This window comes from Kitasatospora brasiliensis, from assembly GCF_032654805.1.
Classification (GTDB): domain Bacteria; phylum Actinomycetota; class Actinomycetes; order Streptomycetales; family Streptomycetaceae; genus Kitasatospora; species Kitasatospora brasiliensis.
The window spans coordinates 63,616-88,865 of record NZ_JAUOOW010000003.1; the positions used below are offsets into that span (position 1 = coordinate 63,616).

The window sequence follows — 25,250 nt, forward strand, 5'->3', positions numbered from 1 at the left end:
TGAGCGCGCGTCGGCAGTCACTCCGGTTGGATAGGATCTCAGTGCACTCCTGGCGGAGCAGATCGGCCCGCCGAGGAGAGCCGCCAGGAGTGAGAGTCGGAACGCGCCGGAACGAGGGGGCAACATGGTCGAGGGCCGTGCCGCAGAAGCGAAGATCGTGTACCTCGACTACAACGCCACAGCTCCGCTGCGCCCGGAGGCCCTCGAGGCAACGCTGGCCGCGCTCAAGAGCGTCGGCAACGCCTCAAGCATGCACCACTTCGGCCGAGGCGCCGCCGCCAGGGTCGATGGCGCGCGCCGCCAACTTGCCGGCCTGCTCAACTGCTCCCCCGGGGAGATCATCTTCACCTCCGGAGCAACCGAGGCGAACAACCTCGCCCTGCGGGCCGCGCTGGCTCGCGGCGGTGCGCTGGTGACCACCGCGGTCGAACACCCTGCCGTTCTTGAAGCAGGGCGTGCGATCACTGGAGGGGAAGCCGGTGATCTTGTCGTACTCCCCGTCGACGGCGATGGCGTCCTCGACCTGGAGCCGCTCCACGACGCCCTCAACCAGCGGAACGTCGCCCTGGTGTCGGTCATGCTCGCAAACAACGAGACCGGAGTCCTGATCGACCTGGCCCCCATCGCCAAGGCCGCGCACGACGCCGGAGCCCTGGTCCACACCGACGCGACGCAGTACGTCGGGCGCCTGCCCCTGGACCTTGCCGAGCTGGACGTCGATCTGCTGTCCCTCTCCGCTCACAAGTTCGGCGGCCCGCAAGGAGCGGGGGCGCTTTTCGTCCGCCGCGGCACCAACCTTCCGCACCGCCCCCTCCTGATCGGAGGCGGCCATGAACGCGGATGGCGAGCCGGAACCCTCAACGTGGCTGGCATCGCCGCGCTCGGCGCCGCAGCGGAGGCTGCCCGACGCAACCTGCCCTCGGAAGCCGCCCGCGTGTCCGAGCTGCGCGACAAGCTGGAAGCCGGCCTGACCGCCAAAGTGCCCGGCTGCCAGATCAATGCCGCGAGGGCGCCTCGCCTTCCTGGCGTGACCAGTGTCACCTTCCCGGGAGTACCGGCCGACGCGGTGCTCGCCGCCATGCCACACGTAGCGGCATCGGACGGCAGTGCCTGCTCGTCGGGAGCGCCGAGCCCGAGTCACGTTCTGCTGGCAATGGGCCGCAGCCGTGAGGACGCGGACTCCACTGTGCGTTTCTCCCTGGGATACGCCACCACCGCGGAGGACGTCGACCGTGCAATCGACGCCACTGCTGCCGCAGTCGAGCAAACCCGATTGCTGATGGCCGCTACCGCCGAACAGTGACCGACGTTATCCCCTACTAGCCCTTCATTCCTGCGATTGACCACCGAGAGGCATCCCCGAATGTCAGACAGCCGGCTCGCTGAGGCCGTCGAGCTCAATTTCAACCGCCACGAGACCTTCGCGCCGCGGTTCGGTTGGATGCACAAGGCGTACACGCAGGTCAAGGACCACCCCGACATCTTCTACCGCGAGGACGCGCCCGTCCTCCTCGGCGTCGGTCGGAACATGGTCAACGCGATGCGCTACTGGTCGAAGGCGTTCAAGCTGACCCAGGAGCACGCGCACACCGACCCGTCCAAGAAGGCACGCCAGTCCGCACCGACATGGCGCGCACGTTGGCTGCTCGACGATCAAGGCGCGGACCCGTACCTCGAGGACACCGGCAGTCTCTGGCTGCTGCACTGGTGGCTGCTCTCCGCCGAACCGGACTCCAAGTGCCAAGCGCCCAGCTGGTACGTGATGTTCAATCTGGCATCCCGCTCCCGAGTCACGACCGCAGAGATGACGAGCGTTATCACGCGCTTCGTGCATGAGAACTTCGACGAAGAGAAGTGGCGGGCTGCGGAGTCGGTCAATCGTGACGTGGACTGCCTGGTCAAGATGTACGCCCTGGACCAGGAGTTCAACCCGCTATCTCCGGGGAGTTTCGAGGACCTGCTCATGTCCCCGTTCAGGGAGCTCGGACTGCTGGAGGGGCAGGGCAAGGGCAAGCAGCGGACCTGGCGCTTCACCAGCGGATCCCGATCGAACCTGCCGGCGCCGGTGCTCGCCTATGCCTGTCTGGACTACGCCTCTCGGCTCGCCCCGAACGCTGGCTCTATCACGCTGGCACGGCTAGCCGCAGAAGAAGGGTCACCGGGCCGTGCATTCCGTATGCGGGAGCCTGAGTTGACCAAGGCCATCGAGTCCCTGATCAATGATCACCCTGACCTCCAGTTGGTCGAGGCCCTCGGCCAGAGGAGCCTCGCCTACCTCAAGCCCCCACAGGCGCTCGCGTGGGACATCTTGGATGAGTACTACGGCCGTGTCCGGGATCGGGACGGATTCCCCAGCCCGGAGCAATGGACCGAGATGTACCCCGGGCTTGCCAAGACCGCGGTGAGCAGTCCGCGTAAGAAGACGTCCCAGCAGGCCGAGGAGCTGGTGTTCGGCGAGGAGAACTCCTGATCATGACGACGAAGACCAAGCAGCGCTCCCGCCAGAGCACCGACAGTTTCCAGCTCCCGAAGGGCATCGCCCTGGTCGGATCGGAGCTGCGGTCCACCAACCTCGAACGTGACGTCCGCGAGCGCCACCTGAACTCGCCCTACGTCGGCGCGCGTGCCCTCGATGTCCTCGAGCGCGTCACCAACGCCGTCGGCGACCTCGGACGCACCCGCGCGTGGTCATTCACCGGCCCCTACGGCTCCGGCAAGTCCACACTCTCCAATCTCTTCGACGCCTTCCTCGGACACGACAAGGCTCGCCGTGCCGAGGCAGAAGCGGCCGTTGCGGCAACCAGCCCCGGATACGCCGCCCGGCTGTCTCGCGTCCGGGACGAGCTGACCGCGGACGGCTTCCTCGGCGCTGTTGCCACAGCCCGTCGTGAACCGCTTGCCGCAACGATTCACCGAGCCCTGCAGACCGCCGTCGAGCGCAGGTGGAAGAAGCGGCCCCCGAAGGCCGTCGCCCAGGCCCTCGCCACGTGCGCCGAACGAGAAGTGCCAACGGCGCAGAGCCTGTTGGATGCCGTCACCGTGCTGTGTGACGCTGCCCCTGTCCTGCTGATCCTCGACGAGTTCGGCAAGACACTCGAGTACCTTGCCGCGGCCGGCGACACCGGAGACGCCGACAGCGACGTCTTCCTGCTCCAGATGCTGGCAGAGAAGGGAGCAAGCCGCTCAGGTCTGCCGCTGTTCATCTTCACGCTCCAGCACCTGGCGTTCACCGACTACGCAGCGCGATCCAGCTCAGTCCAGACCCAGGAATGGGCGAAGATCCAGGGCCGGTTCGAGGACATCACCTTCGCGCCGAACCTCGGCGACGCCGTCCACCTCATGCGTCGCCGTCTCGACCTGTCCGCCGTTGCCGAGCCGGGCCGCGCTCTTATCGAGGCCCAGGCAGAAGCTGCCGCGAAGGCGTGGAGGGAGGGCCACGCGCTCAACTCCGTCGTCGACATCTCGGCCGAGATGTTCGCTGGCCTCTACCCCCTGCACCCGCTGACCGCTGTCGCGGCCCCGCTGCTCGCATCGCAGATCGGGCAGCATGACCGCAGCCTCACCGGCTTCCTGGCCAGCGACGAGCCCCACACGGTCCGGCGGACAATGGAGACACTGTCCTCGGACGCGCCCGAGCGCGCCTCGACGGTTCGCCTCCCGCAGCTGTACGACTACTTCTTCGCATCGGGCCGCACCACCATCCTGGCCTCCGCGAACGCCAGCCGCTGGCTCGAGGTCGATATGCGGCTCAACGAGGCCCACGGCCTGCCCAGCGAGGACCAGGAAGTCCTCAAGGTCATCGGCATCCTGAACCTCATCGACGCCGACGGGCTCCTGCGTGCAACGCCCGGCATGATCCAGTTCGCGCTCAACGACCCGCTCGACGCCAACGACCCGGACCGCTTCGCGGCCCTGCAGAAGAAGCTGGACAAGCTCGTCCAAGACGGCTTCGTGGTTCACCGCGCCTACAGCAACGAGTACCGCGTCTGGCAGGGCACCGACGTCGACATCGAAGCCCGGGTCCGCGAAGTCGCCACCCGGATCCAGCCCGCGGACGTCGTCGACTACGTCAGCAAGCATCTCGGCACCGTCCTTCCCGCCGCTGTGGTGGCCGGCAAGCACAGCCAGCAGACCGGAATGCTGCGGTACTTCGTCACAGCGGTCAGCCACGAAGGCGAGAAGATCGACGGCCCCGAGGTGGTCAAGGACGCCGCAGATGGCCTCATCGTCTACCACCTCGGCACCCTCGACACTCGGCCTGCCGTCAACTCGCCCCTTCCGGTGCTGATCGGCGTCACCGAGAACCCCGAGCGGGTCCTTCAAGCTGGAATCGACCTCGTCGCACTCGAGGAACTCCTCGACGACGACACCATCGACCACGTCGCATCCCGGGAGATCGCCGAACGCGCAGCAGAGATCTCCCAGCTCATCGGAGCGCAGCTCGACGAGGCGTTCAACCCCCGTAGCCCGCAGGCCACCTGGCACCTCTGGAACACCGCTGCTGATGTCGGCAACGCGCCCGACGCAGCTCTCGAAGCGCGCAGCTACGCCAGCCTCGCCTCCCAGGCATGCGAACTCGTCTACCCGCACACTCCGCGCATCCGCAACGAGATGGCCGGCCGTCACCAGCTCACCAGCAACGGCTCGCGAGCCCGCCGCGAGGTGCTCACCGCCATGATCCAGCGATCGGGCGTGCACCTCCTGGGCTTCGACCCCGACAACTACTCCGCGGAACGCGCGATGTACCACGGAGTCGTCGAGTACCTCGGCCTCCACCGCGTCGCGGGGGAGAGCGGCAACGCTGTCGACGCCGACACCATCCTCACCCACGGAATCTCCAGGCCCAGCAAGGAGACCAACGCCGAAGCCAACGTCACCGAAGTCTGGGACACCCTCGAGGCAGCGCTGACCAAGGCCACCCGGCCGACCCCCCTAGGCGATATCTACGAGCAGCTCATGGCGCCGCCGTATGGTGTCAAGGCCGGCGTCGTCCCGATCCTCGTAGTGACTGCCCTGATCCTTCGCAGCGACGACATCGCACTGTTCGAGGACGGCAACTACTGCCAGCGGCTGACCCCGGAGATCATCGAACGGCTCAACGTCAACCCGGACCGCTTCATGGTTAAGGCCGCACCCGTCGGCCGCGGTCAGCGCCGCCTCGTGGTCGAAGGACTCGCTAAGTCCCTCAACATCACCGCGCCGCGATCGCGCTCGGCCCGTAACCCGATGCTCCTGGCCGTCACCCGGACGATCCTCGGGCGCTACATGGCCCTTGACGACTTCGCCAAGGCCACCAAGCGCCTGAGCGCGCCGGCGCTGAAGCTCCGGGACGTCCTGAAGGAAGCCACCGACCCCGACGAACTGATCTTCACCGCCCTGCCCCTCACTCAGGGAGTCGAGCCCGTCCGGGCCGAGACCGCCAAGGACGAACAGGCAGCCAAGACGTACGTCGCGGGCCTCGTCGCCACCCTCGACGAGCTTTCCGGCGCGAGCGCCGCCCTGCGCCAGCAGCTCGTCGCGGCCCTCGCGAAGGAATTCCGCCTCCCTGCTGAGATCGGCGAACTCCGCGCTGGTCTCGCCGAACGGCTTCGCGGGTTCGCTAACGCACCTCTCGAACTCAGCCTGCAGGGCTTCGTTTCGCGCGTTCTCGACGAGAACCTGCCAGACGAGGACTGGCTCGAGCCGATCACCATCCGTCTCCTCAACAAGGCCCTCGTCAACTGGACCGACCGCGACACGGATGCCTTCCCTGCCAAGGTGAAGGAGGTCGCCCGCGCCCTCGACCGAGTCAGCCACCTCTACGAGACGAATGACGAGCCGGAGGCCGTCCGGAAGCCTGCCTCGCCGCGGCAGATCGACACCCGCCTTCTCACGCTCACCACCCCTCAGGGCACCGAGGAACGCACCCTCATCCACGTGCCGAAGCAGTCACGCAAGGCAGCCGACAAGCTCGTTGTCAGTGTCATCAGGCAGGCTGAAGAGGCGCTCGGCCCGGACGGAGCCCGCATTCTGCTCGCCGCCCTCGCTGAACGCCTGGCCGCCGCCGGCACCGACGCGGCCCCCGAGACGAAGGAGAAGCTGTGAGCGACACCAGCTCCGGCACCAAGAAGCGCCACGTACTCGGCCTGTCCGGGGGCAAGGACTCCTCAGCCCTCGCCATCCACATGCGCGACCGGGTACCCGACATGGAGTACTTCTTCTGCGACACCGGCGCCGAGCTGCCCGAGACGTACGAGTACCTCAACCGCCTTGAAGCCGCAGTCGGCAAGCCGATCGTCCGGCTGAACGCCAGCCGAGACTTCGACCACTGGCTCGAGGTCTACCAGGGCACTCTCCCCAGCCCCCAGATGCGCTGGTGCACCAAGAACCTGAAGATCAAGCCGCTGGAAGAGTGGGTCGGCGACGACGAGGTGATCTCCTACGTCGCCATCCGGGCAGATGAGAACCGCCTCGGCTACGTCAGCACCAAGCCGAACATCACCGCAGTGTTCCCGTTCCGCGAAGACGGCATCGACCGCGCCGGCGTAGACAAGATCCTCGACGAGGCCGGCATCGGCCTGCCGGCCTACTACGAGTGGCGCACCCGCTCGGGCTGCTACTTCTGCTTCTTCCAGCGCAAGCACGAGTGGGTCGGGCTCAAGGACCGCCACCCGGAGCTCTTCGAGAAGGCCATAGCTTACGAGGAGAAGGTCAACTACCGGCACACTGCGATGCAGGGCAGGCAGTACACCTGGTCCCAGGGCGAATCCCTGCACGACCTGATCGAGCGCCGCGAGGAGATCGAAGCCAAGCACCAAGCAGCTCTGGAGAGGGCGGCCACCCGCATAAGGCCGAACCGACCGCTGCTCGAGATCCTCGCCGATGCCCACGACGAGGACGACGACGAGGCAGGCTGCTCCGTCTGCCACCTCTGAGAGAACACCCGAGCCCCGTTGCGACTGGCGACAGCCATCCGCAACGGGGCTCAGGTGCAGCCGACGGCGCTCGCAGCAACTCAGCCGCGCCGCCAAGATCCAGTACGGCACGTCGGAGAGCGCTATCGTTTGGGAGCCCGCACGTGAGCCGGGCCTGAGTAGACGATGCTCCCCGGAGAAACACTGGTCATGGCCGCACAGCTGCCCTACCTGGTCGGCCACACCGAGATCGCCGCCCTGTTTGGCATCGAGCGCCAGACGTCGCAAAAGTGGCGGACCGACGGCATCCTCGGCGAGCCCGACCTCATCGCGTCCGGGAACCCCTACTGGCTGCTCCACACGGTACTTCAGCTCGACGGGCACAGTGGCCGGGAGATCACCGAAGAGCGACTGGCGCAGTACAAGGCGACGATCCCCGGCGGATACAGCCTCGCGGACCCGAAGGATCTTCCGACGCTCGCAGGGATCAAGGAGGCGGCTCTCGTCCTGAGGGTCGACGAACGAGCCGTCGCTCGATGGCGGAACCGGCGAACGATTGCGGACGAGGATCTCAAGCTGTCGGGATCACCGCTCTGGCTCCTCGACACGCTCATCGCTGATGCCCAAGCCCGCGGCCGAACGGTTGACGCAGAAGCACACGCAAGGCTGCTCGCCGGTGAGCGGCTGAGCCAGAAGCCGCGAGGCCGTAAGGCGGCCTCGGGAACGTAGTCACGCTGGATGCCGCAGCCCAGGGACGTCGATGACGTTACGTCATGCACCAGCCGGAGTCGCACAACCCGTCGTCTTCGACGACGGGAGGCTCCACCGCTATCGCCTCGGCCAGCGGACGGCCGTAGCGAGTCAGGTACACCGGGTCCCGACCGAGAGCCTTCCGCCGGCGATTGACCAGTTCCTCGATGTGCACCGACTGAGCGAAGAGCTCGGGCTCCAGCGACCGTTGACGGCGCCAATCCCCAACTGTGCGAAAGGGACAGAAGAAGCACGAACTTTTCGGAGGGACGGGAAGCCCCGCTTCCTCAATGAGGCGCACACAGTCCGTCCTCCGAAGCCCGAGGTCCAAGAGCGGATACTCGATCAGTTCATAGGGTTCGCTACGCCTGCGGTTCGCACGATGGACCTCGTCGACGGAAATTCCGATGCCCACGCGCGCTGGCGCGCCGGGCGTGGCGCCGTGCGTGCGAAGCCATCGTCCGATCACCTTGATCTTGAAATCGGCTGTGCAGGACCTTCTCCCCGGTGCCCCGTTCGCCATGCGAACGGGGATCGGGATGGAGCGAGTGTCGGGTCTACTGAGGCGTTGCACCAGCGTTTCGGACTCGCCATCGCGCCGAAGCCGCCGGAGCTGCCTGAGATCAATCCCGGCGCTAGCAGCGAACGGAACTGCGACATCTCGCACATACGCGAGCGTGGCAGGGTGCTCGCTATCGTCACCGACGTTCGCGAACAAGAACGTCGGGTAGTCGATTTCACGGCGAGCTGCGAGGACGAGCAGTGCAGTGGACTGAACGCCGCCCCCGTACGACACCGCTCTCAACGGGCCGGCCGGCCACTCGCTACGCCCGGACATCGCATCTGCTGAAGGTTGACCCATGGAGGCTCCCAGGTTGATCACTCGAACCTGAGATACTCTATGGATGATGATCAAAGAGATCAAGTGTTTATCTCGCAGGCTCGATGCCCCGCGCCACCGACCCCTTGGGTGGCGAAGCGGGACATCGAGTGGACCTGCGAGTGCGGCACGGCGGCTGCTCGGCTTGGCACTACCGGCGGACCGCCTCAATGCCGACTCGGTGTTGGAGCCAGCCGCCAGGTAGCGAGCGCCAATGCTCGGAGGCCGGTCATGCCCGGGCCGGGCCCGCAAGTCGCTCAGGGGGTCTCGGTCGGGCGAGATGGGCCGTCATCGACCACGGGTCATGCCCTGCGGATCTGCCCGACTGGACGGCGGCCCGCCCTTTGATGGAGTGGCGTGCCCGCTTGATCAGATAATGAGCCGGAGGGCGTTAGCGTTTGTGGCGATTATTCAATCTCTCCCATATTTGAGACTGCGGGCGAGGCTGACTCATATGTATGACCGGGAATTCGCGACTGGCTCAGTTCGATGTCCCGGCGGCGAGTCTCTTCCACGTGTCGAATGAGGATTTCCTCCATGAGATCGAGATGAAGGCCATCCTTTCGATATTTCTCCAGGAGGCGTTGCGCATCATATCGAAATGACCGGGCGGTGTTTCCCTCTGTAAACGTCAGTGGCTTATCTGCCATGGTCTGCAACGACCGTCTGCGCTCCGCACGGTCCCAGCCGGCGAGCCACACGGCAGCCGCGCTCTCAGGGATCCCGCACGCTCTCACGAAGGATCCTACGAATCTCCTGGTCGGCACGCGGCGACCCTTCAGGACACCGTGGATCGTGCCGCGAGCGAGCTTATCGCCCGAGCTTTGAGCGCGACGCTCCAGCTCTCGCAGCGACAGCTCTCCCATCGCCTGATGAAGTTCGATCAAGGCGAGGCGAAGCGTGGCGTGATCTCTGATGTACTCGGGCCTCATTGGCTGAGGCGAGTTGACCCCACGCCCAGCCGCTCGCGCCCTCTCATGCCGTGCACGCTTCCACAATTCACGGCCAGGTGTGGGGTCAACTCTGCATACTGCCGCGAACGCTTCCACGATCTCCAAAGTGGGCACAATCTGCCCCGAGGCTGCGCGGGAGAAAACGGTTGCAGAAAATGGGGCCTGCTGGGCCATCTCGCGGTATGTCAGTCCGGACCGTTGCTTGTGTTCGCGGAGCCAGCGTGCCAGCTGAGCCCTGTGGTGCCATGCACCTCTGTCGAGCTTTCTCTGAGGTCGGCCCATCTTGACCGCCTCAGCGACGACGACCACGGGCCAGGGTCGCCATCTCCCTGGCGGCCGGCATCGCAATGGCGACCGCACCGGCCAGCAGCTCAAGGATGCTGGTGGTTGGGGTGCCGGCGAGAGCCAGAACCGCGGCGAGGAGCACGATCACAAGCACGATGACGACTGGAGCCGGCGGGAGCATCCTCCGGTTGCGCCAACGGGGCGTCCCGCTGGAGCACCGGAGCCCGGTCAGGTTCTGGCGGTTGTTCTTCATCATTTCCTCCCTGGCGGCGAGGCCGGCTGGAGCGGTCGACGAATGCCAACGTGTTGGTCCGTCAGGCCGCTTGTGTGTCCCCGATCCTGCTGCCGGCGAGGCCGCTCCGGCAATGATGATCATGGTCTGAGTGCTTCGTTGATGTGTGTGCGTCCCAAAACGGGGTGAGTGCCCAGGTTTTTTCGAAGCATGATCGAAAAGGGGGTCGCTGACACATCTGCCCAGGTCGGCAGATTTGATCTTGCCGAGCCGGTCGGAGTTGATGCACATCTGTCCGCAGCATCGTGCAAGGCCCTCACGGCGACAGAAGGCTGGGCGTCGGTGCGGTTCACAGATGCCGTCGCGTTCGGTAGGTCGGCCCGACCGACAGCGGGTGAGAGGCCTCAAGCCACGCCCGGACGGAGAGCGAGACCCTTACGCAGTGCAGCGCGCGGTGGCCGGACGGCCAGCGCTGCGCTGCGTCTCGGTCTGGTCGAGGGTGCTGCCGTGTACGGCGGCCGCCTTCCTTGGGGCTGGCGTTGGCTCGGGCACCCGGCGCGCGGCTGGGCCGGCGTCGATGGAGGCGATCCCGCAGCGGGCATCCGCACGGTCAAGCGCGGCGGCCAGGGCGACGACGGCATCGTCGGCGGAGTCCTTGAGGAGATGGCCGTAGAGATCGACGGTGATGGCGAGGTTGGAGTGGCGCAGGGTCTTGGAGACGACGGCGAGGGGGATGTTGGCGGCGATCATGATGCTGGCCGCGGTGTGCCTGAGGTCGTGAAGGCCGATCTTCGGCAGGTCGAGTTCGGCGGTGCGTTTGCGGAGCTGGTCGAGGACCCACTGCGGGCGCAGGGGTTCGCCGTCCGGACGGGCGAACACCAGCCCCTCCAGCCTGCCCTCCGGGTGGGCGGCCATCTGGAGGGCGGCCTGGCGGTGGAGGGCGGCCATGACTCTGGGGGAGAGGCTGATCCAGGCGCGGCTGGCCTCGGTCTTGGGCTCGCCGAGGTGGATCTTCCCGTTGTTCACGGCCGTCAGGGTCCAGCGGACGTAGAGCTGGCGGTCCATGAGGTGGACGTCGGACCAGTGCAGGGCGAGGACCTCGCCGCGGCGCATGCCGGTGCCGAGCATGACCTCGAACAGGTCGGTGAGCCGGTCCGCGTAGTGCTCGGCATTGTGGCGCAGGAACGCGGCGGCCTGGTCGGGGGTCCAGCAGACGCGTACGGCGGCGCGGGGCTTGGCGGGCACGGAGTGCTTGGCCGGGTTGTAGCGCAGCCGCCACGTCCGCACCGCGTGGTTCAGGGCGTTGCGCAGCATGGCCACCGCATGGTGAACGGTGGTGGGACCGCGGCCGGCGGCGAGCTGCGCACTCACCCAGGCGTCGATGTGCTTGGGCCGCAGATCGACCAGCAGCATGCCGCCGAACACCGGGACCAGGTCCCGCTCGATGCACGACCGGTAGCCCGACCAGGTGTTCGGCGCCAGTGATGGGCGCTTCGCCTCCAGCCACTCGTACAGAAACATGCCGACGCGCAGCGTGCGGTCCTCGTACACACCCCCGTACTCGGCATCCAGCACCCGCGCCATCTCCCGCGTCGCCTCCGCCCGACTGGCGAACCCGCCCCGCCGCCGAGTCCGGCGCTTGCCGTCCTCGGGGGCCAGGTCCACCGCGTACGTCCACCGGCCATGCGTGGCGTCGGCGGCCAGCCGCGGACACCACGAACCCAACTGCTTCCCGCTGCTCCCGTCCTTGCACCCACACCTGCGGTACACCCGACCACGCTTCGGACGCTGCGCCATGGGGGCTCCTCCTTGAACCAAGTGGTGATGGCGTGTCCAGAGTTGCGGGAGTGGTGAGTGCGGCGGAAGAGCGTGTGGAGCGGGGTGCGGAGCACGGGCAAGATCGACTGGCTGGGACACGCGCTGGCGACACGCCGCGAGGGTGATCACGGAGCACATTCGGTGGGTAGGGCAGCTTGATCGCGCAGCATCAGCCCCCACGGAGCCGCTGCTCGAAAGAGTGGCCGCGGACCGGGAGAAGGCGGTCTGACAGTCGGCCGTGGGTTGTTGGGCTCGTACAACCCGGAGCACACGCGGTGCGGTGGCGCCGAGCCTCGGACCGGTCTTTGGAACACGCTACGGCGAGCGCCGGAAATTCCGCGAGCCCGCGTTGAATTGGTGGGCCCGGGATTTGCGAGGGCTATTTCCTGGTTGGCTCTCGGCCGGGTCGGGTTGATCTCTCTCGGCGGTGATGGATTCCCTTTCCGGAGCGATCTGAGGGAATCGCTGGAACCTGGGTCGGAGTCGCGCTACCCTGGAGGCATGAACGCCACCCGGACCCTCCGTCAAGCCCCTGACCTGGGGACCAGCTGGGGACCACACGTCATGCGCGCTGCCGCACGGGGTGCGCGAAACGTGCTCATCTGCACACGCACGACGTGTGCGCGAGCGCATTTCAGGCAGGAATAGGGAAACCTCTCCTGACTGGGGGTCAAGGGGTCGCAGGTTCAAATCCTGTCGTCCCGACTGTGAAGTCGGTTGTGAGAGCCGGTACTTGGGAAACCGAGTGCCGGCTCTTTCTGTTGTCTGGTCAGCTGGTGGTCGCACGGTGGTCTCCGGGCCACATAGGCCAGGCCGCTGAGGATTCTTCTGTTCGTGTCTGCTGGTGTGCGGGCAGTTGCCGGTGCGGGCGCGGGTTCTGGCGCCAGGGGCGCCGGGCGCGGCAGGCGGGCCGGCCGAGGGCGGCGCGGTCGGCGTTGTCGAGGATCCAGGCTACGGCGTGGACGGCTGCGTGGTCGGCGAGGGGGATCTGGCCGAGGGCGGGGATGAGGTCCTGTTCGACGTAGGCGCGGTAGCGGGCCATGGTGGTGGGCTTGAGGCGCAGCTCCTTCTCGTCCAGCCAGTCCCGCAGGTAGTCGTCGGTGTGCTGCCTGGGGTCGGTGATGACGCACAGGGCCAGGTCCTCGTTGAAGCGCCGCAGCGCGGTGCGGGCGTGGAGTTCGTCGGGGAAGCCGGTGCGGCGGATGGTGTGGCGGTGGCCGCCGACGGACGCCGTTCGGCACCCGTCGGCGGCCCACGCGCCGTCCACCGGTGGCCCGCGGATCACCCGCGGGCCACCGGCGGGCCGTCAGGGTGCCAGGCGGTAGGCGCGCAGCACGGTCTGCTCGACGGTGGAGCCGTCGGCTGCGCGTGCGGTGGCCTTGAGCGAGACGAAGCCGCCGGCGCCCTGCGGCGGGTCGACGGCGACGCGGTAGCCGCCGTCGGCCGGGGCGACGGGGGCATCCTGCCAGGTGGCGCCGTCGTCGAAGGAGACCCGCACGCTCAGGCTCGCGGTGGCCGAGGCCTGGGCGCCGCTCTGCCGTTCGACGGCGGCGAGCAGGGTGTGCCGGCGGCGCGGGGCCTGGTTGTCCGGGTCGACGGGGGCGGTGAAGCGGACGGTGTCGACGGGCAGCGCCGTGCTGCGGGCCCGTCCGTCGGGACCGGGGGCGACGGCGGCCGAGCGGAAGGTCCAGACCGCCTCGACGGTGCCGGACAGTGCCGCCCAGGGTTCGGCCCGTACGGCCCTGGCGGTCAGCCGGTAGGCGGCGTCGGCGGCCGGTACGGCGAAGCGGGCCTCCTCCCGGTCGCTGCCGCCGACGCGCTGTCCGTCCCGTTCCAGTTCGAGGCGGACGCTGTCCTCCAGCAGGTGCGGCCACGGGGAGCCGATGTGGCCGGCTGCGGCGTCGCTGAACAGCTGCGGGTGCACGGTGAGGTAGCCGTCGCTTGTGCGGGCCATGGTGGCCGCGCTGCCCTTGCCCGGGGCCAGGCCCGGGCCGATGACGGCGGCGTTCCAGCGTTCCGCGCAGGTCGCGCCGGCGGCGCAGCGCACGGTGCCGCTCTGGCTGACGGCGGTGCGGGCCATCTCGCCGCCGGGGCCGGCGGTCTGGCCGAAGAGCGTCTCGCGGAGCTGGTCCTTCACCGTGAAGTACTCGGTGCGGGTGGCCGGCAGCGCGAAGGTGGGCTCGGCGATGCTGAGTGCGCCGAGGCCGCCCGCGGAGGCGAAGCTGCTGAAGGTGCCCGCGGTGCCCGGGCCCTGGGAGAGGTAGCGGGTGTTGAGCGTGGCGAGTTCGCCGGGTTCGACGGTCAGGGCCGGGTCGGGCAGCCGGCCGGTGGTGTGCACCAGCAGGTCGTAGCGGTCCGGCAGCCGTCCGTTCTGCCCGGCCGGGCCTTGCTGGATGCTCTGGGTGACGAAGTCGAGCCGGCCGGCGGTGGGCCGGGCGGTGGGGACGACGTACACGTTGCCGGGCCGGGCCACGACGGTGGCCGCGTCCGCGCAGTCACCGGCGCTGTTGTCGGTGGTGCGGTAGCAGTAGCCCGCGGAGACCGAGAGGCCGGTGGTGGCGCGGCCGGGGACGGTGACGTTCAGCTGCCGGCCCTCGCGGGCGTCGACGGTGAGCCGGGTGTCGCCGCGCAGCTCCAGCTCGGGCTGCAGGAACAGGGTCGCGGTGCGGTTCGCGGTGCCCGAGGCGGGGGTGACGAGCTGTCCGCCGAGGTTGTACCGGCCCTCGGGCACCCGCGCGGTGGCGGTGCCGTCGGTGAACCGCAGCTGGTAGACGTCGCGGGTGTCCAGGTTGGCCAGGCTGATCACCGAGAAGGCCTCCCGGTTGCCCGGCCCGAGCGGTGTCCCGTTGCGGTCGACGGCCGTCACGCTGATGTCGTGCCGCACGGCCTCGCGGGTGAGGGCGTAGGCGGTGGTGACGGCGGCTCCGCCGGGCCCGGTCGCGCGCACCCGCCCGGTCAGCGACGCCCCCGAGGGGACGCGGGCCGGATCGGCGGTGACGGTGGCCGACGCCGCGGCGCCCGCGGGCACCGTCAGGCGGACGGGGGAGACGGTGAACGCGCCGGCCGCCGCGGTGGTCTCGACGGCCAGGTCCAGGGTGACGGGCTCCCGGCCGTCGTTGTGGTACTGGACCGTACGGGTGAGCGGTTCTCCGCCGGGCGGGCCCTCCAGGTGGATCCCGGTGCCCTCGGCGGTGGCGTACACCTCCTGGGTGGTGGCCCGGACGAGGTCGACGCGCCCGGCGCCCTGCTCGTACGCGCCCTGGCCGGCGGCCGGTGACGCGGAGGAGGTGAGCGCGGCCTTGAGCTGAGGGCCCTTCCACTGCGGGTGCTGCTGGGCGAGCAGGGCCGCGGCCCCGGCCACGTGCGGGGCCGCCATGGAGGTGCCGGAGATGGCCGTGTACCGGTCGCCGACCGGCTCCTGACCGTCGGTTCCGGCCGCCCGGGCGGCGACGATGCCGACGCCGGGCGCGGTGAGGTCCGGCTTGACGGCCTGGTCGCCGACGCGCGGGCCCCGGCTGGAGAGCGAGGCGAGCGCGCCGTCCCGGTCGACGGCGCCCACCGTCAGCGCGGCGTCGGCCGACCCGGGGGTGCCGACGGTGCCGGGGCGGCCGCTGTTGCCGGCGGCGGCGACGAACAGGGTGCCGTAGCGGGCGGAGAGCGTGTTGACGGCCTGGGCCATCGGGTCGGTGCCGTCGGTCGGGGGGCCGGTGAGGCTCATGTTGACGATCGGCGCGCGGGCCGCGGCCCACTCCATGCCCTGGAGCACCCAGGACTCCTGGCCCTGGCCCTCGTCGTTCAGCACCCTGCCGACCAGGAGCTCGGCGTCGGGGGCGACACCCTTGAACCGGCCGTCGGAGGCGGCTCCGGTGCCGGCGACGATCGAGGCGACGTGGGTGCCGTGCCCGTCGGGGTCGGCGTTCACCGGTGTGCCGACGGGCCCGGTGAAGTCGGAGGTCTCGCCGAGGGAGCCGGCCACGTCGGGATGGCCCCGGTCGATGCCGCTGTCGAGCACCGCGACCTTGACGCCCTTGCCGGTCCAACCGGAGCTCCAGGCCTGCGGGGCGCCGATCTGGGCGGTCGAGCGGTCGAGCGCCGCGCTGACCTTGCCGTCCAGCCAGACCTTGTCCACGCCGCCCGCGGCGAGCCCGGTGCCGGGCCGCGCGACCAGCTGCCACAGCTCGCCCGCCCGCGCCTTCGGGGCGCGCAGGGCTGCGCCGTGCACGCTCTCCAGCGCCCGTACGGCGGTGGCGCCGGCGGGCGGCGCCACCGCGGCCAGGCCCGGGGCGCCGGCGTGCTCCGAGCCCAGGATCAGGGGCAGCTCGGCGGTGTGCGCGTCGTCGTAGCCCTGGGCGATCAGCCCGGCGACGTCGAACAGCCGGGGGTCCAGCTGCCCGGAGTCCAGGGGGCCGACCGCGTCCGAGGGGAGGAGATTCAGTGAGCCGGGGGCGCCGGAGCGCCGGAGGAAGGTCACGTCCTCGCGCCCGGGCCCGGGCCGCACTCCGGCCAGCGCCACCGCGCCGTCGGCGCCGACCAGGGCGGTGACCGTGTCGCCGGTGACCAGGGTGACCTGGACCGGACGGCCCGGCGCCGGCCCGTCCGCCCCCGCGTCGGGCGCCGGGTCGGGAGCGGCCCAGCCGGCCGGGGCGGCCAGCGTCGCGACCAGGGCCGCGCCGAGCACGGCGGCCGACCACCGTCCGGCCGTCCGTGGCCCTCGCCCACGTGTCCTGCGGGTTCCTCGCACAGGAGTCCTCTCGATCGGGCGGCACCACGGATCCCGGGGCCGCGCACTGGTTCTGGCGTGGAATCGACGGAACGGAGGGCAGCGGAAGATGTCATCCGATGATCAGAAAGTCGGAACGCCTCTCGCCCCTCCCACGACCGGTGGAGCCTCCCGCCCCTCGCGACCGGCGAACTTTTCCCGCCACCCGTGACATCCCGGCACCGGGTGCGCTCCGTCGGAGTGGGCAGAGACGAACGGAGGACACGCCCTGTGCGTAGCGCAGACCTGGAGGAGTTCCGCGGCTTCGCCGAGGACCGGTTGCCGCACCTGCGGCGGACCGCGTACCTGATGTGCGGCGACTGGCACCACGCCGAGGACATCACGCAGACCGCACTGACCAAGCTGTACGCGGTGTGGGGAAGGCGGCACCGGATCGCCAACCTGGAGGCCTACGCCCACCGCGTGCTCACCCGCACCTGCATCGACCACACCCGGCGCCGCTGGCGACGGGAGGACCCGACACCCGTGCTGCCCGACCGCCCCGGCCCGGGCACCGACCCATCGCTCGGCTTGCAGGTCCGCACCGCGCTCGCGGCCCTGCCGCCGCGTCAACGGGCCGTGGTGGTCCTGCGGTTCTGGGCCGACCTGGACATCGCGGACACCGCCAAGGCCCTCGGCTGCACCGCCGGAACCGTCAAGAGCCACACCGCCCGCGCACTCACCAAGCTGCGCGACCTGCTCGGCGACACCGACCCGTTCGACGAACTGGCCGCCGCCCCGACCCCCCTGAAGGAACTGCTGTGACCCACCACGACGCCCTCGACCCGCAGGACGACCTGCGCACCCTCCTCGCGGCCGGCCTCGGCGCCGAACCACCGCTGCGCCCCGGCACCGTGGACTCCGCGGTCGTGGCCGGCCGCCGCCGCCGCGGCACCCGGCTGGCCGTCCGCGCCGGAGCCGCGACGGCCGCCACCGCCGCCCTGGCCGCCCTGGTGGCCGCCCTGCCCACCGCCACCACCCCGGGCGCCCCCATGGCCGCCGCCGACCCCCTGGCCGGCCCGCTCAGCCTCGCCGGCTCGGGCGCGAGCGCCGAACCGCTGCGCCCGGACTCCTTCGGCCCCGGCAGCGGCCGGGCCACCGACTGGACCAGCGACCACCTGGGAACCACCCTGGCCTCCCTGCTCCCGGCCGGCGGCAAGACCGTGGGCGCCGGCGACATCCCGGGCCGCACCTTCCGGGTCAACTGGCAGTCCCCGGCCGGCCCGGTGGACTTCGTCGGCGGCGCCGACCGCACCGCCGACGCGCCGAAGGTCCCGCTCTGCGCCACCATCGCCCTGCCCAAGGTCACCCCGCGCCCCGGCATGCCCAGCCCGCAGGAGACCGCCCCGCGGACCGACTGCCACCTGGTCGACCTCCCCTCCGGCGCACACGGCGAAGCCGTGACACTGACCCACCCGCAGAGCGGCCATACCTCCCAGTACATCCGCCTCCAGCGCGCCGACGGCCGCACGGTGACACTCCAGCAGTGGGCCGAACAGCCGGACGCCGCCCTGGACGAGGCCGCCCTGCTGGCGATCGCCGACAATCCCGCCTGGCAGTTCTGACCCGCCCCTACACCGGTCGGCCGGGCCCGGCGCGGCTGTGCCCGCCCGGCTGGAAGCGGCTCCGATAGCGCCGGCCGCCGCCCGCTCCACTGTCAGGACTTCGACCGTGACGGGAAGACGCGGCTACCGGAGCCGGTGCACGCACCGTGGATCGACGAGGACTTGGTCGCCCACTGCCCCTCCGGGCCCGCATCGGCGACGGCATGGGCCCGGAGCAGCCAAAGCCCTGCGGCCAGTCCTCGTCGACGAGCCACGTGGGGAACCTCGCTTCTCGACGTACTCGGCGAAGACGACAACTGAACAGTCAGTGCCGAGGCTGGCTGAAGGCGCCTGACGGGTGGCCAATTCCCGGTGCACAAGAGGCGGGTGTCATTTGAATGCCCAGGGGCGGCCCTGGCTCTGGATCCCCCGCCCGTGCGGCGGAGGTGGCCGGTGTCCCTCCTCCAGGTGACGGAGGGGCTTCTGGCCTGGACTGATGGGGATCCAACGCCACGATGTTGCATTATGTGCCGGGTGCGTTCCGGCTGGTCGTCCCGGGGAACGTTCGGACGCTGGACTCGGCGCCGACGATGTTCGACGCGATGCTGCGCGGGTGGGAGCAACAGCAGCGGAGCCGGCTGCTGACGAAGAAGACGATCGGCGACCGCCTGAGCCTGGTGCGGCGCCTGGCGGGCGGTTCGCGTACCTGCGGGCGGAAGGCGGTGTGCCAGGATGCCCCTCATGCTTACTGTGGATCACCACCTCGCCGAGGATGAAGACCTCATCTACGCCACTCGCCAGCACTGGACTCAGCTTGTCGGCGAGTTCGCCGTGCTCTGCCTCACTTGGGCCGTGGCCGGCGCGATCCTGTGGCTGCTGCCCGGTGGCGACGGCTGGGGCAGGACGGCCTCCTACCTGGTGCTTGCCGCCGCTGGGATCATCTCCCTGTGGTTCTGGCTGGTCCCGCTGATGAAGTGGCGCGGCACCTACTACGTCCTCACCACCAAGCGGCTCCACCTGCGCAGTGGCTTCCTGACCAAGACCGGGCACAGCCTCCCGCTGCTGCGGGTGAACGACATCTCCTTCCAGGCCTCGCTGTGGGAGCGGATCATCCGCTGCGGGACGGTCAACGTGGAGTCGGCCTCCGAGCAGGGGATGCTGACCCTGAGGCACGTCCCGGACCCCGAGGGCCTGAAGAACATGATCTACGAGGCCATGGACGAGGCCCAGGAGCACCAGCACGGATCCGACGGGACGGCTTCGGTCACCCGCTGACCCGCCCGGGCCGATCGCCGCTCAGCGGCTGCCGCGCCGACGTGCGACGCGGGTGAGCACCGAGCCGGCGGCGAGGCTCCGGCCGGTGCCACCGGTGGCCGCGAGCTCGGCCGGGGTCGTTCCGTCGTGGCCGCCGCCGGCCGCTTCGCGGACACGCGCTGGCGACACGCCGCGAGGGTGATCGCGGAGCATGTTCGGTGGATAGGGCAGCTTGATCGCGCAGCATCGGCCCGCACGAGATCGCTGCTTGGAAGAGTGACTGCCGGACGGGGGAGAAGACAGTCGGTGCAGGGCGATGCCGGGGCCAAGGCGGTTGCAGCCATGGGCCCGAGGGCGCTGGTGGGCGAACTCGGAGCTCGCACCGCCACTGTCGTGGGCGTGCGATAGCGTCCGGATGGATTCTGGGTTGAGGGGGAGCGGTGAACGACGGCACGCACGCGGCCGAGCTGCGGCAGTACGCGCTGGACGTGCTCGAGGACGCGCTGGGGATGAAGCGTTGGCGGGGGCCGGAGCAGTTGCGAAAAGCCACGCTCAGCACCGCGCGCGACTACGCCGGCCGCTTCCTGCTGGAGCTTTTGCAGAACGGGCACGACGCGCACCCGAGGCAGCGGCACGACGGGCGGGTGCACGTTCTCCTAGACGAGGACGACGGCGAGTTCGGCACCCTGCTGGTCGGCAACGGCGGCACCCCCTTCACCTGGGACAGGGTCGAGTCGGTGTGCAACTTGGCGATGAGTGAGAAGGAGATCGGCGAGGGCATCGGCAACAAGGGCGTCGGGTTCCGCAGCCTCCTGCAGATCACGGACGCACCGGAGATCTACAGCGCCCGCAGCGCGGGGCCCGGCCCTGCGGTGCTGGACGGCTACTGCTTCCGGTTCGCCCAGGAGGAGGAGCTGGAGGTTCTGCTGGGGGACCGGAAGGCCGCGAAGCAAGCGGCGAAGAAGCTGCCGCCGTTCCAGGTCCCCTATCCGGTGGCCGAGGTGCCGGAGGCCTGCGCGCAGCTGGCCGAGGCGGGGAGCGTGACCGTCGTCAGGGCTCCGCTGCGCCATGCGGCCGCGCTCGGCGAAGTGCAGCGCCGCCTGGGGGAGTTGGCTGCCGTCAAGGCCCCGGTGATGCTCTTTCTGGACCGGCTGTCCCACCTGCTGCTGCAGCGGCGCGTCGCCGGTGTGGTGGAGACCGTCAGCGAACTGACCCGCGTCGAGCGGCCACTGGCGTCGATCGAACCTTCCGTGGCCGCTGCTGCTGTTTCGTTCGCGGAGGTCGATCTCGGCCCGGCCGGGCTCTTCGTGATCGCGCGGCACACCGTGGGCGACCAGCGGCTGCGATCCACCGTCAAGGCGGCGGTCGACCTGGGCCGGCTGGACGAGTCCTGGCTGGAGTGGGAAGAGCCGGCCGTGGTGGAGGCGGCGCTGCCGGTGGCGGCCGGCAGGCCGAGGCACGGGCAGACCTTCACCTTCCTGCCGCTGGGAGAAGGAGTCCAGGCGCCCTTCCCCGGCCATCTCAGCGCCCCCTTCTACACCAAGATGGATCGCACCGACCTGGACCACGAGCATCCCCTGAACAGGCTGCTGTACGAAGTGGCGGCGGAGACCTGCCTGGCGGCGTCAGAGCACCTGCGAACGCTGTCGGAGCCGCGGATGCGGCAGATGGCGGTGGACCTGGTGAGCTGGGAGACGACGCCCAAGTACGCGGGACTGCTGCCGGCGGCAGCCTGGCGGGTGCACGGCCGTGAGCTGGGCGAGGTGCCCATCGTTCCGACGGTGCGGAGCGAGGGCGCCCCGCCGGAGGAGGGCTGGACGACACCGAGGGGCGCGACGCTCTGGCCGGAGCGCGGACTCGCCCTGCTCACACCGGAGAAGGCACACGCGACCGGGATCGCCGTAGTGGATCCGGAGGTCGGCACCGAGCGGCTCAGGCGGCTGGCGGCGATGTGCCGCGCGCTGAAGTGCCGGCTGGAGCCCGAGCCGTCGGTGCTGGCGGACCTGGTGGAACGGATCGTGGCCACGCTGCCGCTGCCCCGGGCCGGCGGATCCGTCCGGGACTGGGACGCCCTGTACGCCGACCTCGCCACGCTCTTCGAATACGACGGAGAGGTACTGCGCGGCCGGAAGATCCTGCTGGCCGAGGACGGGACGCTGCGCAGCGCGAACGGCGGTGGCGACAACGGAAAGCCGGGGCAGCGGCGACAGGCGTTCTTCCAGCCCGGGCCCGCCGCACGCGGCGACAAGGGGACGCCCGCGGTGCCCGCGGTGCTCGGCAGGCGGCTCTTCTGCCTGCACCCCGACCTGAGCTGGGCCGAGAACGACGGCGGCGGGCACCGGCAGCGGGCCCGGTTCTTCCTGCAGTCGGCCGGCCTGGTCCGGCCGTTCGACCCCAAGGGCCTGCTGGAGCACGTCCGGCTGGCCCTCGTCGGCAGCAAGGACCAGAAGCTGCGCCTCCAGGCCCTCCGGTTCGTCTTCCGGCTGTGGTGCTCGAAGCAGCTCGCGGGGGAGCCGGGCCTGTCCTCGGTGGGGCTGCACGTGCCCTCGGCGGACGGGACGTTGATCAAGGCCTCCGGGGCGGCGTTCGGCGCGGGCTGGACGGGTACCACCGGGGACGACCTGGCGACGGTGGTGGCGGATGGGCGTCAGCGGTCGTCCGATCTCGGCTGGATCGCCAAGCGCCTGATCGCGCCGCCGGACACGGTGGTGAAGCGCGGCGAGACCCTGGACGAGTGGCGCGACTTCCTGACCGCCCTCGGGGTCACCGACGGACTGATACCCGTCAGCACACAAGGGGCCGGGCGCCGGGCCAATGGGAACGCCCTGACCACGGCCAACCTGCTCAGGATGGCGAATGTCCCGAAGGACGTCGGCGAGCAGTGGGAGGCGCACATGGGGCGACGGTGGTCCGGCGCGTTGTACCCCCAGACGCCCTACAACGGCGGCAACGCCTACCGGCTGCCGGGCCAGGACGTCGTGGGGCGGCTCGGCGAGGCGGCCCGGTTGGCGTACGCCAGGCTCGTGCTGCGCGGGCTGGCGATATGGGGGTCGGACCGCTTCAGGACGGTTTGGACGAGTGATGGCAGCCGCGGGACGGACTACGAGTCCGTACGGACGCCGTTGGAGGCCTTCGTCCACGGACAGCCCTGGCTGCCCGTGCGGGGCGCCGGCAGCGCGGTGCGCTGGGTGCGCCCGGCCGAGGCCTGGTACTGCCCGCCCGGGGCGGAGGAGGAGCCCGCGTTCGCGCCGACGGTCGACCGGCGGCTGCGCCACCTGCTGGAGCCGAAGGCCGTCCGGGACCGCCTGGGCGAGGCCGGCCTGTCCAGCTGGGGAGAGCCCGAGCACAGTGATCGCCTGATCGCGTCACTCGGCCGGTTCCTGCGGGACGGGGCGATGCGGAGCGACGACTGGCCCCTGGCCCAGCGCGCCAACGAACGTGCCTGGAACGAGCTCGTCGCACAGCCCGACCCCGAGCTCCCGTACGACGCCGTCCTGCTTGCCGAGGCGGGCGAGCGGATGGTGGCCGTGTCCCTGGCCGAACTCGCCGACGACATCGACGACATCGACGACATCGACGACATCGACGACAGGGACGACAGGGACGACAGCGCGGCGGTGTACGTCACCGGCGACCGCGACAGCCTCGCCGCCCGCCTGATCCGTGAGACGGAACAGCCGCTGCTCGTGCTCCCCGGCATCGCCCGGCAGGTCTGCGAGGTGCTCGAAGGGACCTGCCCCGGCGTGTTCCGGGTCGTGGACTCGCTGGAGTTCTCGGCCACCGTCGACGGCGAACTGGTGGACCCGGCGGCCATGGGCGAGCCGCTGGTCGACGAATTCCCCTGGCTGACCCTGGCGGTGGCCGCGCTCGCCGACCACGATCCGCACACGCCTCGGCCGAGCGACACCGCCCTCACCGAGCTGGCGGGCGCGCTCCGTGCGGTGCGACTGCGCCGCTACACCGACTGGGAGGTCACCCTCGACGAGGAACCGGTCACCGTACCGGACCGGCTGGAGGGAGTGCTGCCGCTGTCCGACCCCAAGCACCCGCTGCTGCTGACCCGGGAAGGCGACCGGAGCTGGCGCGAGGTCGCCCGGTTCGCTGTCGCCATGGCCGACCTGATCGGACACCGCGGCCTCGGCGACCGCCTGCAGTTGGCCGCGCTGAAACTCGGGGACGCCCACGCCGACCTGCGCGAACCGGTCGAACAGGAACTCGCCCGGGCCCTCGGCCTCTCCGTTCACCAACTCCAACAGACCGGCCGCCGGATCGACGGCGCGGTCGGAGGTGTCCTGCAACGCGGCTACCCGCTGCTCGTGCACCTGCTCGGCCGGGCGAAGGCGGACGAGCTGACCGACCCGACACCGCGCGACACCCAGGACCTCGCGACCGCGCTGCGCACCTGCGAGAACGAACTCACGCTGACGGCACAGCAGTTCATCGACGAGGCCCGCTCGGCCAGGTCGACCGACGAACTCCGGTCGGCGCTCGGGATCGACTTCGCCGCACTGAACCACACGCTGGCCGCGCTGGCTCCGCGCTACCGGCCGGTCAGCCGCGGCGAGGCCCACGAGGATGAGCTCCGGAGGTTCGTGGACCTGCACCGCAAGGAACTGGTGAACCGGCTCCGCTGGTCCGTCCTGGAGGAGTTCGACGCCCGGCGGCCGCTGAGCGACTGGCCGGAGCTCCGCACCCTCGACTGGATCACCGCGCCCTCGGCCTGGGCCCTGACCGTCGAGGTCGCCGACACCGCACTGCTGCGGGCGCACGTCGAGGAGGCACTCGCCGTGCGGCTGGGAGCGCCCGCCCCGGCAACGGGGGAGTCGCTGCCGGCGATCGACTCCGTGCGCGGCCGGAACAAGAGCGTCATCGCGGGTCGGGCGGAAGACCTCGTCGCCCTGGTGACGGCGTCCGGCCGGACGCTCCCTACGGCACTGCTGGCCGCCGCCCCGGCGGAGGAGATCACCAACCGGCTGGAGGCAGCCGGTGCGCTCGACTTCCGAATACTGGGCCCGGACGACGTGGTCGCCTGGCTGGCCGCGCTCGGACAGTGGCCGGCCGACCTGCCCCGCACGGCGGACCCCGATCGGCACGGGCTCACCCCGGAGGACCTGAACAAGGCCCGGACCGTCACGGACCAGGCCCGCGCGGCGCGCGAGCGCGCCCGGCGGCATATCTCGGTGGGAGACCGGGAACTCGACGTGCACTCGGGCGACTTCACCGAGCTCAACGCCGTGCTGCGCGAAGCGCTGGACGCCAGGCCCGAATTGGTCGACGGCCACCACCACTTCGCCCACCTCACCCCGCTCGGGCCGCGCAACAGCGGAAGCCGAACCGGGAACCGCCCGGGCGGCACCCGGAGGTGGGCGGACAGCGGGCTGTCCCAGGCTCAGCGGACGGCAATCGGGTACGCGGGCGAGTGGTACGCCTACCACTGGCTTTGCCGCCAGTACCCCGGCACCGACGAGAGCAGCTGGGTTTCCACCAACCGTCGCGGCGCGTTCCCTGGCCCCCAGGGGGACGACGGTCTGGGCTTCGACTTCCGGGTCGGCTCCGGCAAGCAACCGCTGTTGTTCGAGATCAAGGCCACCCAGGGGCAGGGCGGACAGATCGAACTGGGGGAGAGCGAGGTCCGGGCGGCCCAGCAGCACGCAGGCCACGACCGATGGCGGCTGCTGGTGATCACCTCGGTCCTCGACGCCGCCCAGCTGCAAGTGCACATGCTTCCCAACCCCTTCAGTGTGCGGGGCCGCGGGTACTACCGCGAGGAGGGCGGCGCTCTGCGCTTCACCTACCACTTGTGATCCGGGCAGGAGAGGCTCGCGAGCGACCAGCGCACACGCTGGCGACACGCCGCCAGGGTGATCACTGAGCCCGTTCGG

The 25,250-nt window shown here is 70.1% G+C and carries 16 protein-coding genes; 9 read left to right on the forward strand and 7 right to left on the reverse strand.

Going from position 1 to position 25,250, the window contains the following annotated elements:
• Positions 1 to 124 precede the first annotated feature (124 nt).
• From QWJ13_RS13215 to QWJ13_RS13235, 5 genes are all read left to right on the forward strand, one after another.
• Entirely contained in the window at positions 125 to 1,303 is a 1,179-nt protein-coding gene (locus tag QWJ13_RS13215) for a cysteine desulfurase family protein (RefSeq protein ID WP_316524110.1), read from the forward strand.
• Positions 1,304 to 1,363: 60 nt separating this feature from the next.
• A complete protein-coding gene (locus tag QWJ13_RS13220) occupies positions 1,364 to 2,470 on the forward strand; it encodes a DUF4007 family protein (protein ID WP_316524112.1) in 1,107 nt (368 codons plus the stop codon).
• Positions 2,471 to 2,472: 2 nt separating this feature from the next.
• The gene (locus tag QWJ13_RS13225) at positions 2,473 to 6,084 is read left to right on the forward strand and encodes an ATP-binding protein (RefSeq protein WP_316524114.1); all 3,612 of its coding nucleotides are present in this window, start codon (positions 2,473 to 2,475) and stop codon (positions 6,082 to 6,084) included.
• The gene (locus tag QWJ13_RS13230) at positions 6,081 to 6,914 is read left to right on the forward strand and encodes a phosphoadenosine phosphosulfate reductase domain-containing protein (protein WP_316524115.1); all 834 of its coding nucleotides are present in this window, start codon (positions 6,081 to 6,083) and stop codon (positions 6,912 to 6,914) included. The genes QWJ13_RS13225 and QWJ13_RS13230 overlap by 4 nt, the downstream gene beginning before the upstream one ends.
• Positions 6,915 to 7,103: 189 nt before the next feature.
• On the forward strand, positions 7,104 to 7,622 hold the full coding sequence (locus QWJ13_RS13235; protein WP_316524116.1) for a hypothetical protein: 519 nt from the start codon (positions 7,104 to 7,106) through the stop codon (positions 7,620 to 7,622).
• A 37-nt stretch (positions 7,623 to 7,659) separates the two neighbouring features.
• On the opposite strand, the gene QWJ13_RS13240 is transcribed toward QWJ13_RS13235, so the two are convergent.
• The 6 genes from QWJ13_RS13240 to QWJ13_RS13260 all read right to left on the reverse strand — a co-directional run bounded on the left by QWJ13_RS13240 (position 7,660) and on the right by QWJ13_RS13260 (position 16,489).
• Positions 7,660 to 8,448 carry an adenine nucleotide alpha hydrolase family protein gene (locus QWJ13_RS13240; RefSeq protein ID WP_432277519.1) on the reverse strand — a complete coding sequence of 263 codons (789 nt, stop codon included), beginning with the start codon at positions 8,446 to 8,448 and terminating at the stop codon, positions 7,660 to 7,662.
• 482 nt (positions 8,449 to 8,930) lie between these two features.
• Positions 8,931 to 9,758 carry a helix-turn-helix domain-containing protein gene (locus QWJ13_RS34355; RefSeq protein WP_432277520.1) on the reverse strand — a complete coding sequence of 276 codons (828 nt, stop codon included), beginning with the start codon at positions 9,756 to 9,758 and terminating at the stop codon, positions 8,931 to 8,933.
• Positions 9,759 to 9,768: 10 nt separating this feature from the next.
• Positions 9,769 to 10,017 carry a hypothetical protein gene (locus tag QWJ13_RS13245; protein ID WP_316524120.1) on the reverse strand — a complete coding sequence of 83 codons (249 nt, stop codon included), beginning with the start codon at positions 10,015 to 10,017 and terminating at the stop codon, positions 9,769 to 9,771.
• 411 nt (positions 10,018 to 10,428) lie between these two features.
• Positions 10,429 to 11,790 carry a site-specific integrase gene (locus tag QWJ13_RS13250; RefSeq protein ID WP_316524121.1) on the reverse strand — a complete coding sequence of 454 codons (1,362 nt, stop codon included), beginning with the start codon at positions 11,788 to 11,790 and terminating at the stop codon, positions 10,429 to 10,431.
• Between the two features lie 790 nt (positions 11,791 to 12,580).
• A complete protein-coding gene (locus QWJ13_RS13255) occupies positions 12,581 to 13,096 on the reverse strand; it encodes a tyrosine-type recombinase/integrase (RefSeq protein ID WP_316524123.1) in 516 nt (171 codons plus the stop codon).
• Between the two features lie 21 nt (positions 13,097 to 13,117).
• Positions 13,118 to 16,489 carry a S8 family serine peptidase gene (locus QWJ13_RS13260; protein ID WP_316524125.1) on the reverse strand — a complete coding sequence of 1,124 codons (3,372 nt, stop codon included), beginning with the start codon at positions 16,487 to 16,489 and terminating at the stop codon, positions 13,118 to 13,120.
• A 312-nt stretch (positions 16,490 to 16,801) separates the two neighbouring features.
• Between QWJ13_RS13260 and QWJ13_RS13265 the strand changes: the two genes are divergently transcribed.
• The 3 genes from QWJ13_RS13265 to QWJ13_RS13275 all read left to right on the forward strand — a co-directional run bounded on the left by QWJ13_RS13265 (position 16,802) and on the right by QWJ13_RS13275 (position 19,389).
• On the forward strand, positions 16,802 to 17,335 hold the full coding sequence (locus QWJ13_RS13265; protein ID WP_316524127.1) for a SigE family RNA polymerase sigma factor: 534 nt from the start codon (positions 16,802 to 16,804) through the stop codon (positions 17,333 to 17,335).
• Entirely contained in the window at positions 17,332 to 18,135 is an 804-nt protein-coding gene (locus QWJ13_RS13270; RefSeq protein ID WP_316524129.1) for a hypothetical protein, read from the forward strand. The genes QWJ13_RS13265 and QWJ13_RS13270 overlap by 4 nt, the downstream gene beginning before the upstream one ends.
• A 720-nt stretch (positions 18,136 to 18,855) precedes the next feature.
• Positions 18,856 to 19,389, forward strand: coding sequence for a PH domain-containing protein (locus tag QWJ13_RS13275; protein WP_316524131.1), 534 nt, complete (start codon positions 18,856 to 18,858; stop codon positions 19,387 to 19,389).
• A 21-nt stretch (positions 19,390 to 19,410) separates the two neighbouring features.
• On the opposite strand, the gene QWJ13_RS13280 is transcribed toward QWJ13_RS13275, so the two are convergent.
• Positions 19,411 to 19,557 (reverse strand): hypothetical protein, encoded by a 147-nt coding sequence (locus QWJ13_RS13280; RefSeq protein ID WP_316524133.1) that lies wholly within the window; start codon positions 19,555 to 19,557, stop codon positions 19,411 to 19,413.
• A 251-nt stretch (positions 19,558 to 19,808) separates the two neighbouring features.
• On the opposite strand from QWJ13_RS13280, the gene QWJ13_RS13285 reads away from it, so the two are divergent.
• Entirely contained in the window at positions 19,809 to 25,172 is a 5,364-nt protein-coding gene (locus tag QWJ13_RS13285) for a sacsin N-terminal ATP-binding-like domain-containing protein (protein WP_316524134.1), read from the forward strand.
• Positions 25,173 to 25,250 lie beyond the last annotated feature (78 nt).

What these genes read in the sequence shown, in the direction of transcription:
- QWJ13_RS13235 (WP_316524116.1), top strand. Translation starts at nt 7,104, where the DNA reads ATGGCCGCACAGCTGCCCTACCTGGTCGGCCACACCGAGATCGCCGCC.
- QWJ13_RS13250 (WP_316524121.1), bottom strand. Translation starts at nt 11,790, where the DNA reads ATGGCGCAGCGTCCGAAGCGTGGTCGGGTGTACCGCAGGTGTGGGTGC.
- QWJ13_RS13215 (WP_316524110.1), top strand. Translation starts at nt 125, where the DNA reads ATGGTCGAGGGCCGTGCCGCAGAAGCGAAGATCGTGTACCTCGACTAC.
- QWJ13_RS13225 (WP_316524114.1), top strand. Translation starts at nt 2,473, where the DNA reads ATGACGACGAAGACCAAGCAGCGCTCCCGCCAGAGCACCGACAGTTTC.
- QWJ13_RS13275 (WP_316524131.1), top strand. Translation starts at nt 18,856, where the DNA reads ATGCTTACTGTGGATCACCACCTCGCCGAGGATGAAGACCTCATCTAC.
- QWJ13_RS34355 (WP_432277520.1), bottom strand. Translation starts at nt 9,758, where the DNA reads ATGGGCCGACCTCAGAGAAAGCTCGACAGAGGTGCATGGCACCACAGG.
- QWJ13_RS13220 (WP_316524112.1), top strand. Translation starts at nt 1,364, where the DNA reads ATGTCAGACAGCCGGCTCGCTGAGGCCGTCGAGCTCAATTTCAACCGC.
- QWJ13_RS13245 (WP_316524120.1), bottom strand. Translation starts at nt 10,017, where the DNA reads ATGATGAAGAACAACCGCCAGAACCTGACCGGGCTCCGGTGCTCCAGC.